The sequence below is a fragment of the Streptomyces sp. NPDC090499 genome, from assembly GCF_044769305.1.
Taxonomy (GTDB): domain Bacteria; phylum Actinomycetota; class Actinomycetes; order Streptomycetales; family Streptomycetaceae; genus Streptomyces.
The window spans coordinates 1,296,363-1,307,971 of sequence record NZ_JBIVXP010000001.1 but is presented as its reverse complement, the minus strand read 5'-3'; the positions used below and the strand labels follow the sequence as shown (position 1 = coordinate 1,307,971).

The window sequence follows — 11,609 nt, the reverse complement described above, 5'->3', positions numbered from 1 at the left end:
TCGAGCGGTGGGGTTGGCTGCCGGGCTCGGTCCGTCGAGCGGTGCGGTCGGTCCGGCTCGGTCCGTCGAGCGGTGGGGTTGGCTGCCGGGCTCGGTCCGTCGAGCGGTGCGGTCGGTCCGGCTCGGTCCGTCGAGCGGTGGGGTTGGCTGCCGGGCTCGGTTCGTCGAGCGGTGCGGTCGGTCCGGCTCGGTCCGTCGAGCGGTGGGGTTGGCTGCCGGGCTCGGTTCGTCGAGCGGTGCGGTCGGCCCGGCTCGGCCCGTCGAGCGGTGCGGTCGGGCCTGGCTCGGCCCGTCGGAGGCGCCGTAGGCTGACGGGCTCGGTGCGCCGGGAGGCGGGGTTCGGCCGCCCGGATGGGTCTGCCGGAAGGCCCCGGATCGGTCCGCCGAAAGGCGAGGTCGGGTGTCCGGGGTGGTGTGTTGTGAGGTGCGGTTTCTGGCATGTGCCAAAGGGGCGGCCCGATTCGGTCTTGTTCGGAGGACGTGACAACATGCCGTCATGTCCTCCGCAATGACCGATCTCTTCCCTCTTCCGATCGTGCAGGCCCCCATGGCAGGCGGGGTCTCCGTCCCGCAGCTCGCCGCCGCCGTGTCCGAGGCGGGCGGGCTGGGGTTCCTGGCCGCCGGGTACAAGACCGCCGACGGGATGTACCAGGAGATCAAGCAGTTGCGGGGGCTGACCGGCCGTCCGTTCGGTGTGAACGTGTTCATGCCCCAGCCCGAATACGCGGAGTCCGGGGCCGTGGAGGTCTACGCGCATCAGCTGGCCGGTGAGGCCGCCTGGTACGAGACCGAGCTCGGCGACCCGGACAGCGGCCGGGACGACGGGTACGAGGCCAAGCTGGCCGTGCTGCTGGACAACCCGGTGGCCGCCGTCTCCTTCCACTTCGGCGTGCCGGCGCGGGAGGTGCTGGACTCGCTGCGGCGGGCCGGGACGGTCACGCTGGTCACCGCCACCACCGCCGAGGAGGCCCTCGCCGTCGAGCGGGCCGGGGCGGACGCGGTGATCGCCCAGGGCGTGGAGGCGGGGGGCCATCAGGGCACCCACCGGGACGTGCCGGAGAACGACGGGTCCGGGATCGGGCTGCTGCCGCTGGTCGCCCAGGTGCGCGAGACCGTCCGGATCCCCGTCGTCGCCGCGGGCGGCATCATGCGCGGCGGCCAGATCGCGGCCGTCCTGGCGGCGGGGGCGAGCGCCGCGCAGCTGGGGACGGCCTTCCTCGCCACCCCGGAGTCCGGCGCCGCCGCCCCGCACAAGCAGGCGCTCACCGACCCGCTCTTCACCCGGACCGCGCTGACCCGGGCGTTCTCCGGGCGGCCGGCCCGCGGCCTGGTCAACCGGTTCATGCGCGAGCACGGCCCGTACGCGCCCGCCGCCTACCCGGAGGTCCACCACCTCACCTCCCCGCTGCGCAAGGCCGCCGCCCGGTCCGGGGACGCGCAGGGCATGGCGCTGTGGGCCGGACAGGGCCACCGGATGGCCCGTGAGCTGCCCGCCGGACAGTTGGTGGAGACCCTCGCGGAGGAACTCGCCGCCGCGTCGACAGCGTTGTCGACCAAGGGAGAGGGGGACCGGCTGTGACCGCGCCCGTCTTCGTCGTCGAACACCTCCCCGCGGACGGCACCGGACAGTACGTCCTCGACGGGCCCGAGGGCCGGCACGCGGTCTCCGTGAAGCGGCTGCAGCCCGGCGAGGAGGTGGTCCTCACCGACGGCGCCGGCCGCTACGCGGTCTGCGAGGTGCTCGCCGCCGAGGGCAGGGACCGGCTGGTCGTCCGCATGACGGCGGTCTCCCGGGAGCCGGAGCCGTCGCCCCGTATCACCGTCGTCCAGGCCCTCCCCAAGGGCGACCGCGGCGAGGTCGCCGTGGAGACCATGACCGAGGTCGGCGTCGACCGGATCGTGCCCTGGCAGGCCGCCCGCTGCATCACCCAGTGGAAGGGCGAGCGGGGTCTCAGGTCGCTGGCGAAGTGGCGGGGCACCGCCCGCGAGGCTGGCAAGCAGTCCCGCCGGGTGCGGTTCCCCGAGGTCGCGGACGCGGCGACGACCAAGCAGGTCGCGGCACTGCTGGCCGGGGCCGGCCTCGCCGCCGTCCTGCACTCCGACTTCGAGCACGGCAGTGAGCCGCTCGCCGCGGCCGAACTGCCCGCCGAGGGCGAGATCGTGCTGGTCGTCGGGCCCGAAGGGGGCGTCGCCCGGGACGAGCTCGCGCTGTTCGAGGAGGCGGGTGCGAAGGCGTACACCCTGGGGCCTACCGTGATGCGCACATCGACCGCCGGGACGGCGGCCGCGGCCCTGCTGCTCGGCCGCACCGGCCGGTGGTCCTGAACCGACCGCACCACACCCTGGGGGACAGCCGTGGAACTCGCCCAAGTCCGGCTCCTGGTCAGCGACTTCGCCGCCTGCTACCGCTTCTACGCCGAAGTGCTCGGGCTGAAGCCGCAGTCGGGGGCGAGCGAGGGGCCGTACGAGAAGTTCAGCCCGCATGCCGGATCGGCGGGGATCGCGCTTCAGGACCGGGCGATGATGGCCGCGATACTCGGCGAACTGGGGGACGCGGCCACCGGTCACCGTTCGCTGGTGGTGCTGCGCGTCGACGACCTGGACGGCTACTGCGAGCAGATCACCGCCCGCGGCGCGGTCCTGGTGCACGGACCCGAGCCGATGACCGAGCGCATGCGGGTCGCCCACCTCAAGGACCCCGAGGGGAACCTGGTGGAACTCCAGGAGTGGCTGCTGCTGCGGACCTGAGGGACAGCGCACCGGCACGGGTGACCCCTCCGAACACGTGAGTGGCCGTAAGCCCCCTACCGCCACCGGCGGGACGGTGGCAGGCTGCCCTCCATGGGGGTATTGAGGCGGATTTGGGGCCGGCCGCGTGGGACCAGGGCGGCGGCCGCGGCGGGGCTCGTGGTGATCGTCGTGGGCGGTGCGGCGGCCTGCCGGCCGAGCGACCTGAACACCGCGACGGTCGCCTACACCACCGACCGGACCGCCACCGCCGAGCTGAAACGCCAGCACGTCGACGTCGACTGGCTCACCTGCACCGGCAACTACGGGGCGTCGGCGAAGAGCGGGACGGGCACGACGGGCACGAAGACACCGTCGGCGACCTCGACCACCGTCGTCTCCGTCGACTGCCGGGGCCGGACCAGGGACGGCCGGGACATCACCGTCACCGGCCGGGTCACCAAGGCCGTCAGCGGCGCCTGCGTGCGCGGGAACCTCGTCGCCGAGGTCGGCGGCAAGGAGTGGTTCCGGGTGACCGGCCTGGGCGACTGCGACGCCACACCCGGGCCGGTGTACAGCACCTACCGGCCGCCCACCTACGGGCAGCAGCCCGGCCCCACCGTGACCGTCACGAAGACGATCTGGTGCCAGGGCGACCCCAAGTGCTGGCCGGTGCAGGGAAAGTGATCGAAATCGGCCACCGGGAACACGCCGTGGTGCATAGGCTGAGCGAGTGACTCAGGGTGCAGCGACAGGACCGCGGTCCTACCTCCGATTTCCGCATGTCCAAGGCGACCTGGTCGCCTTCACCGCCGAGGACGACGTGTGGCTCGCGCCCCTGGACGGCGGCCGGGCCTGGCGGGCCAGCGCCGACAACGTCCCCGTGACGCTGCCCCGCATCTCGCCCGACGGCACCACGGTCGCCTGGACCTCCACCCGTGACGGCGCCCCCGAGATCCACCTCGCCCCCGTCGACGGCGGCCCGTCCACCCGCCTGACCCACTGGGGGAGTTCCCGCACCCAGGTGCGCGGCTGGACCGCCGACGGGCAGGTCCTCGCCATCACCACCCACGGCCAGGCCAGCCTCCGGCGCAGCTGGGCGCACACCGTCCCGCTCGACGGCGGCCCGTCCACCGTCCTGCCGTACGGGCCGGTCGGCCATGTCGCCCTCGGCCCGCACACCGTGCTGCTGTCCGCGCCGATGGGGCGGGAGGCGGCCTGGTGGAAGCGGTACCGGGGCGGTACCGCGGGCAAGCTGTGGATCGACCGGGACGCCCGGGGCGGGGCGGGCGCCGGCGAGTTCGAACGGCTGCACGCGGAGCTGGACGGGAACCTGGAGTACCCCGAGTGGGTCGGGGACCGGATCGCCTTCCTCTCCGACCACGAGGGCACGGGCGCCCTGTACTCCTCCCTCGCCGACGGCTCCGACCTGCGCCGGCACACCCCCCTTGGGGGCGCCTCCCGCTCGAGCGAAGCCGAGAGCGGGGGAGGCTTCTACGCCCGGCACGCGGCGAGCGACGGCACCCGCGTCGTCTACGCCTGCGCCGGTGAACTCTGGCTCCTGGAGGACCTGGCGGGCGCCGAGCCGCGCCGCCTGGACATCCGGCTCGGCGGGTCCCGGGTCGACCGGCAGCCCTACCCGGTCAACGCGGCCCGCTGGTTCAGCTCCGCCTCGCCCGACCACACCGCGCGCGGCAGCGCCGTCCTGGTGCGCGGCGGCGTGCACTGGGTGACCCACCGGTCCGGCCCGGCGCGCGCCCTCGCCGCCCACCCCGGGGTGCGGGCCCGGCTGCCCGTCACCTTCCGCGTGGACGCCGAGGAATGGGTGGTGTGGGTGACGGACGCCGAGGGCGACGACGCCCTGGAGTTCGCCCCCGCCACCGGCGTCGTGCCCGGCGCCACCCCGCGCCGGATCGCCGCCGGACAGCTCGGCCGGGTCCTGGACCTCGCCGTCGCCCCCGACGGCGACCGGGTCGCCGTCGCCGCCCACGACGGCCGGCTGCTCCTCGTCGAACGCGAGACGGGCGAGGTCCGCGAGGTCGACCGCAGTGAGGACGGCGACGTCTCCGGACTCGCCTTCTCCCCGGACTCCGGCTGGCTCGCCTGGTCCCACCCCGGTGCCGGCGGCCTCTGCCAGCTCCGCATCGCCCACACCACCGACCTCACCGTCACCGAGGCGACCCCGCTGCGGTTCCGGGACTACGACCCCGCCTTCACCCGCGACGGCAAACACCTCGCGTTCCTCTCCACCCGCTCCTTCGACCCGGTCTACGACGAGCACGTCTTCGACCTGGCGTTCGTGGTCGGCGACCGCCCGCACCTGATCACCCTCGCGGCCACCACCCCCTCGCCGTTCGGCCCGCAGCGGCACGGCCGCCCCTTCGAGACCCCCGACAAGGACGAGACCCCGGACGCCGAGGGCACCCCCGCCACCCGCATCGACCTGGAGGGCCTCGCCGACCGGATCGTGCCCTTCCCCGTCGAGGCCGGCCGCTACTCCACGCTGCGCGCCGCCAAGGACGGCGTCCTCTGGCTGCGCCACCCGGTCCGCGGTGTCCTCGGCGCCTCCCGCGCCCACCCCGAGGACCCGGCGCCCAAGACCGAACTGGAGCGCTACGACCTCGCCCAGCAGCGCATCGAGTACCTCGCCTCCGACGCCGACCACTTCGAGGTCAGCGGCGACGGCAAACGCGTCCTGCTGTGGGCCGACAGCAAGCTGAAGGTCGTACCCAGCGACCGGCGCGCCTCGGGCGACGACGACAGCGACACCAACATCACCGTCGACCTGTCCCGGGTCCGGCAGACCGTCGACCCGGCCGCCGAGTGGCGGCAGATGTTCGACGAGACCGGCCGCATCATGCGCGACCAGTTCTGGCGGCCCGACCTCGGCGGTGTCGACTGGAACGGCGTCCTGGACCGCTACCGTCCGCTCGTCGACCGGGTCGCCACCCACGACGACCTCGTCGACCTGCTCTGGGAGGTCCAGGGCGAACTGGGCACCTCGCACGCCTACGTCACCCCGCGCGGCGGCCACGGCGGCGGCGCCCGGCAGGGCCTGCTCGGCGCCGACGTCTCCCGGCACGCCGACGGCAGCTGGCGCATCGACCGGATCCTGCCCGCCGAGACCTCCGACCCCGGCGCCCGCTCCCCGCTCGCCGCACCCGGCGCCGCGGTCCGCCCCGGCGACGCGATCGTGGCCGTCGCCGGCCGCCCCGTCGACCCGGTCACCGGACCCGCCCCGCTCCTGGTCGGCACGGCCGGCAAGGCGATCGAACTGACCGTGTCCCCGGCCGGCGGCGGCGACCTGCGCCACCCGGTCGTCGTCCCGGTCGCCGACGAGGAACCGCTCCGCTACCACGCGTGGGTCGCCGACCGCCGGGCCCACGTCCACGAACTGTCCGGCGGCCGCCTCGGCTACCTCCACGTCCCCGACATGCAGGCGCCCGGCTGGGCCCAGATCCACCGCGACCTGAACGTGGAGATGGCCCGCGAGGGCATCGTCGTGGACGTCCGCGAGAACCGCGGCGGGCACACCTCCCAGCTCGTGGTGGAGAAGCTGGCCCGGCGGATCGTCGGCTGGGACCTGCCGCGCGGCATGCGGCCGTTCAGCTATCCGAGGGACGCGCCGCGGGGCCCGGTCGTGGTCGTCGCCAACGAGTTCTCCGGCTCGGACGGCGACATCGTCAACGCGGCGATCAAGGCGCTGGGCATCGGCCCGGTGGTCGGCACCCGCACCTGGGGCGGCGTGATCGGCATCGACAGCCGCTACCACCTGGTCGACGGCACGCTGGTCACCCAGCCGAAGTACGCGTTCTGGCTGGAGGGTTACGGCTGGGGCGTGGAGAACCACGGCGTCGACCCCGACGTGGAGGTCGTGCAGACCCCGCAGGACTGGGGGGCGGGCCGCGACCCCCAGCTGGACGAGGCCGTCCGACGTGCGCTGGAGGCACTGGAGAGCAGTCCCGCGAAGACGCCGCCGACCTTGCCGAGCTGAGGGGCGCGGGGCTGCATGTGACATGCGGCTCCGCCGCGGGGCGCGACCAGCCCCCACCGGCCCCCACCGGCCCCCGCCGGCCCGCAGCCGAACCGACTACGATGCCACCGAAGCCGATCACGGGTGAGGAGAAGACATGGCAGGGGAACCCCAGGACGACTGCCTCTTCTGCAAGATCGTCGCAGGCCATGTCCCCGCGACGATCGTCCGCGAGACGGACACCACCGTCGCCTTCCGGGACATCAACCCGCAGGCGCCCACCCACGTCCTGGTGATCCCCAAGGTCCACTACCGGAACGCGGCCGAGCTCGCCGCAGGCGAACCCGCCGTCGCCGCCGACCTGCTGCGCGAGGCGCAGGCCGTCGCCGACGAGGACAAGCTGGAGAGCTACCGCGTCGTCTTCAACACCGGCAGCGGCGCGGGCCAGACCGTCTGGCACGCCCACGCGCACGTCATCGGCGGCCGCGGCCTGCAGTGGCCGCCCGGATAACCCGTCATGTCCGTACGTGAACTGGTGGTCCTCGGCACCGCCAGCCAGGTTCCCACCCGGCACCGCAACCACAACGGCTACCTGCTGCGCTGGGACGGCGAGGGCATCCTCTTCGACCCCGGCGAGGGCACCCAGCGGCAGATGCTGCGGGCCGGGGCCGCCGCCCACGACCTGAACCGGATCTGCGTCACCCACTTCCACGGCGACCACTGCCTCGGCCTCGCCGGCGTCATCCAGCGCATCAACCTCGACCAGGTCCCGCACCCGGTCACCGCGCACTACCCGAGGTCCGGGCAGCGTTTCTTCGACCGGCTCCGGTACGCCACCGCCTACCGCGAGACCGTCGGCGTCACCGAGGCCCCGGTCGACGCGGACGGCGACCTCGCGGTCACCCCCGCCTACACGCTGCAGGCCCGCAGGCTCTCCCACCCCGTCGAGTCGTACGGCTACCGGCTCACCGAGCCCGACGGCCGCCGCATGCTGCCCGAGCGGCTCGCCGCGCACGGCATCACCGGCCCCGACGTCGGCCGGATCCAGCGCGAGGGCGTCCTCGGCGACATCACCCTCGACGAGGTCAGCGAGGTGCGGCGCGGCCAGCGGTTCGCGTTCATCATGGACACCCGGCTGTGCGACGGCGTGCACGCGCTCGCCGAGGGCTGCGACCTGCTGGTCATCGAGTCGACCTTCCTCGACGAGGACGCCCCGCTCGCCGCGGACCACGGCCACCTGACGGCCGGACAGGCGGCGGCCGTCGCACGGGACGCGGGCGTACGGCACCTGGTGCTGACCCACTTCAGCCAGCGCTACTCCGAACCCGAGGAGTTCGAACGGCAGGCGCGGGCCGCCGGCTACGAGGGCGAGCTGACCGTCGCCCACGACCTGCTCCGAGTGCCGGTCCCGAAGCGCAGGTGAAACGGCCGTACGATGCTTTGATGCCCCTCCCCAAAGCAGAACTGCACCTCCACATCGAAGGCACCCTGGAGCCCGAGCTGGCGTTCCTGCTGGCCGCGCGCAACGGCGTCGAACTGCCGTACGCGGACACCGACGCGCTCCGCAAGGCCTACCAGTTCGAGGACCTGCAGTCCTTCCTGAACCTCTACTACGAGCTCATGACCGTCCTGCGCACCGAGCGGGACTTCGACGACCTCGCCGACGCCTACCTCGCACGGGCCGCCGCGCAGGGCGTGCGGCACGCCGAGATCTTCTTCGACCCGCAGGCGCACCTCGCGCGGGGCGTGGACATGGGGACGGTCGTCGAGGGCCTGTGGCGGGCGCTCGGCCGCAGCGTCGACAGCCACGGGATCTCCACCCGCCTCATCATGTGCTTCCTGCGGGACGAGTCCGCCGAGTCGGCGATGGCCACCCTGGAGGCGGCGAAGCCCCACCTCGACCGGATCACCGGCATCGGGCTCGACTCCGCCGAGGTCGGGCATCCGCCGGCCAAGTTCCGCGAGGTGTACGAGGCGGCGGCCGCGCTGGGGCTGCGGCGGGTGGCCCACGCGGGTGAGGAGGGCCCGCCGGAGTACATCACCGAGGCGCTGGACGTGCTCGGCGTCGAACGCGTCGACCACGGGCTGCGCTGCATGGAGGACCCGCGGCTGGTGGAGCGTCTGGTGCGGGAGCGGATCCCGCTGACGCTGTGCCCGCTGTCGAACGTCCGGCTGCGCGCGGTCGACGTGCTCGCCGACCACCCGCTTCCGGCCATGATCGACGCCGGGCTGCTGTGCACGGTCAACTCCGACGACCCGGCCTACTTCGGCGGTTACGTCGCCGACAACTACCACGCCGTGCGCGACGCCCTCGGCCTGTCCAGGGAGCAGATGCGGGGGCTGGCCCGCAACTCCTTCCTCGCGTCTTTCCTTGAGGACGACGAGGAGCTGCGGGCGCGGTACCTCGCGGAGGTGGACGCGTTCGAGTTCGGCGGGGTTCACGGCTGAGCGTTCCGCTGGAAGCGCTGCTACATGCCGTCAGCCGTCTGCGGCGCCGTCGTGGCTGGTCGCGCAGTTCCCCGCGCCCCTTCGGGGCGCTGCCGAACCGCCGGGCCGGTCGCGACGGTGGTGGTCCTGCGCCGCAGTGCCACCGCCGTCAGCGGTACCGCGACCGCCAGCAGGCCCACCGCGAGGACCGTTCCCATCGCCGGGTACCCGGCCCGCGCCGCCAGCAGGCTGCCGGTCAGCGGGCCGACGGCGGTACCCAGCGACGACGCCGACCCGACCAGCACCGCCCAGCGGCCCCGCGGGTCGAGGGCGGCGGCGAGCCCGATGACGTAGGACAGGACGACCGGGTAGAGCAGGTTCCAGGCGATCTCGCCGGACGCGAACGTCGTCAGGTCGGTCGCGGACGCGCTGAGCGCGATACAGCCCGCGATCAGCACGGTGCCCAGACCGATCGGCAGGGCCTGGCCGAGCCGCGGGCCGAGGGCGCCCGCGCCGACCACGCCGAGCAGGCCGGTGCCGAGCGCGACCGCGAACACCGCGCCGACGGTGGCCTCGCCGAGATGCGCCTGCGTCAGGCCGATCCGGCCGCTGACCCCCCACAGCGAGTTCTGCGCGGCCGACCAGCACGGCATCGCGGCGGCCAGCAGCAGGCCCGAGCGGAGGTGGGGGAGCCGGGTGCCGGCGGCGGCGCGGGGCAGGACCGGGGCGGTGCGGGGGGACAGCCGGGCGGTCAGCGGCCAGACGGCGAGCGCCGTGAGGGCGAGCGCGGCGAGGGGCTGCGCGTGCCCGGGGCCGAGGTGCGGGACCGTCAGGTAGACGGCACCGGCGAGGGCGGAGACGCCGAGCAGGCCGAGGGTGGTGGTGCGGTGGGGGTCCGGTTGGGCGGCGATGCCGGTGGCGGCGACGGCGGTGACCGTGCCGGAGCCGAGGCCGCCGACGACGGCGCCGGCGACGACCGCGGGGACGGCGGTGGTCAGGGCGGCGCCGCCGTAGCCGAGGACCGCGAGGAGGAGGCCGAGGCGGGCGAGGGTGCGGGCGCCGACGCGGTCGACCCGGGAGGCGAGGAGGAAGCCGGCCGTCGCCGAACCCAGCAGCAGGGCGCTGCCGACGGCGCCTGCCCGGGTGGCGGAGAGCGGGAGCCCCGACGCGAGCCGGCCGACGGTGGTCGGGAGGAGGTACGGGGCGAGGTACCCGGCCGTGAAAAGGGCGACGAGGGGCCAGGGGGTGGTGCGGGGGGCGGACACGGGCGTTCCCAGGGCATGCGAAAGGAGCGGTGCAGGAAGGGGGTTGGGCGCAGGCCGTCGAGGGACAGGAACGCGCGGGCAATTTGTATCAAGCGAGGGGGGCTCGAAGAAGTCCGGGGGGTGTGATGTGGGTCATGTTCGGTTTCGGGTGCGAAGAGAGGGGTAGGCGCGCCGCGCGCCGTGGGGGAGCGGTGCGTTCGTGGGTGCGCGCCGGTGGGGGTTGCTCGCGCAGTTCCCCGAGCCCCTGAGGGGCGCCCCGTAAGGGGCGCGGGGAACTGCGCGGCCGGCCCCCACCCAGCCGCAGCCGACAGCGAACCGGCCCGCTCAGCGCCAGTTGACCGTGCCGCCCGTCGTCGCCGATTCGATCCGCGTGCGGATCTCCTGCATCACCGCCACGATCTCCGCCTCGTGCTCCGGCGTGAGGCGGGCCACCGGTACCGAGCAGCTGATCGCGTCCTGGGCCGGGGTGTCGTAGCGCAGGGCGAAGCCGTAGCCGGTGATGCCGAGGACGCCTTCCTCGCGGTCGATCGAGTAGCCGCGGGTGCGGATGCCGGCCAGGTCGGCGGCGAGGGTGTCCGGGGTGGTGTGGGTGTGGGGGGTGAGGGACCGGTAGGGGCCCTCGGGGAGGCCGGCGTCCGGACGTTCGGCCAGCAGCGCCTTGCCGAGCGCGCCCGCGTGGGCCGACAGGCGGCGGCCGACGCGGCTGATCGTGCGCAGGTACTCGTGGGACTCCCGGGTCGCCAGGTACGCCACGTCCGGGCCGTCCAGGCGGGCCAGGTGGATCGTCTCGCCGAGCGCCTCGGAGGCCTCGTCGAGGTAGGGGCGTACCAGGCGGACGCGCGGGTCGGAGTCCAGGTAGCCGGTGCCGGTCAGCAGGGTGCGGATGCCGATGCCGTAGAGGGAGCCGGTGGTGTCGGTGCGCACCCAGCCCCTGGCGATCAGCGTCTGGAGGAGGGCGTACATCGAGCTGCGCGGGACGCCGAGGCCGTCCGCCAGTTCCTGGAGGCGGGCCGGGCGGTCGCCGCGGGCGGCGAGGAGCTCCAGCAGCTCCACGGTGCGTGCCGCGGACTTCACTTCGCGGACCCCTGCTGTCTCGGACATGTGCAGATCGTATGGGGGCGGGGGAGGGGTGCGCCGTTGACGGGGGGCGTTCGCATATCTAGTCTCGGTCCTCATACGTGGATGTCGTCTACATGGGGAGATGAGGAGATGGGTGC

The 11,609-nt window shown here is 74.1% G+C and carries 10 protein-coding genes; 8 read left to right on the top strand and 2 right to left on the bottom strand.

The genetic code is table 11. The features are described from left to right. The first annotated feature begins 496 nt into the window (after positions 1-496). The 8 genes from ACIQVL_RS06085 (at position 497) to ACIQVL_RS06050 (ending at position 9,148) form a co-directional block, all read left to right on the top strand. Positions 497-1,579 (top strand): nitronate monooxygenase, encoded by a 1,083-nt coding sequence (locus ACIQVL_RS06085; protein ID WP_403474559.1) that lies wholly within the window; start codon positions 497-499, stop codon positions 1,577-1,579. Beyond that, the gene (locus tag ACIQVL_RS06080; RefSeq protein WP_403474558.1) at positions 1,576-2,325 is read left to right on the top strand and encodes a 16S rRNA (uracil(1498)-N(3))-methyltransferase; all 750 of its coding nucleotides are present in this window, start codon (positions 1,576-1,578) and stop codon (positions 2,323-2,325) included. The genes ACIQVL_RS06085 and ACIQVL_RS06080 overlap by 4 nt, the downstream gene beginning before the upstream one ends. 30 nt (positions 2,326-2,355) lie before the next feature. Further along, positions 2,356-2,748: a VOC family protein gene (locus ACIQVL_RS06075; protein ID WP_403427748.1), complete on the top strand. Its 393-nt coding sequence runs from the start codon at positions 2,356-2,358 to the stop codon at positions 2,746-2,748. A gap of 93 nt (positions 2,749-2,841) precedes the next feature. Beyond that, positions 2,842-3,414, top strand: a complete 573-nt coding sequence (locus tag ACIQVL_RS06070) for a hypothetical protein (RefSeq protein ID WP_403474557.1) — start codon at positions 2,842-2,844, stop codon at positions 3,412-3,414. A gap of 46 nt (positions 3,415-3,460) precedes the next feature. Further along, a complete protein-coding gene (locus tag ACIQVL_RS06065; RefSeq protein WP_403474556.1) occupies positions 3,461-6,721 on the top strand; it encodes a S41 family peptidase in 3,261 nt (1,086 codons plus the stop codon). A gap of 136 nt (positions 6,722-6,857) precedes the next feature. Then, complete coding sequence (locus tag ACIQVL_RS06060; RefSeq protein WP_403427751.1) at positions 6,858-7,211, top strand: histidine triad nucleotide-binding protein; 354 nt, start codon at positions 6,858-6,860, stop codon at positions 7,209-7,211. 6 nt (positions 7,212-7,217) lie between these two features. Beyond that, on the top strand, positions 7,218-8,123 hold the full coding sequence (locus ACIQVL_RS06055) for a ribonuclease Z (protein WP_403474555.1): 906 nt from the start codon (positions 7,218-7,220) through the stop codon (positions 8,121-8,123). Between the two features lie 20 nt (positions 8,124-8,143). Beyond that, on the top strand, positions 8,144-9,148 hold the full coding sequence (locus ACIQVL_RS06050; RefSeq protein WP_403427756.1) for an adenosine deaminase: 1,005 nt from the start codon (positions 8,144-8,146) through the stop codon (positions 9,146-9,148). Positions 9,149-9,168: 20 nt separating this feature from the next. Here the strand turns inward: ACIQVL_RS06050 and ACIQVL_RS06045 are convergent, their stop codons facing one another. Then, positions 9,169-10,392, bottom strand: a complete 1,224-nt coding sequence (locus ACIQVL_RS06045; RefSeq protein ID WP_403427757.1) for an MFS transporter — start codon at positions 10,390-10,392, stop codon at positions 9,169-9,171. Positions 10,393-10,716: 324 nt separating this feature from the next. Then, positions 10,717-11,493, bottom strand: coding sequence for an IclR family transcriptional regulator (locus ACIQVL_RS06040; RefSeq protein WP_403474554.1), 777 nt, complete (start codon positions 11,491-11,493; stop codon positions 10,717-10,719). Positions 11,494-11,609: the final 116 nt, after the last annotated feature.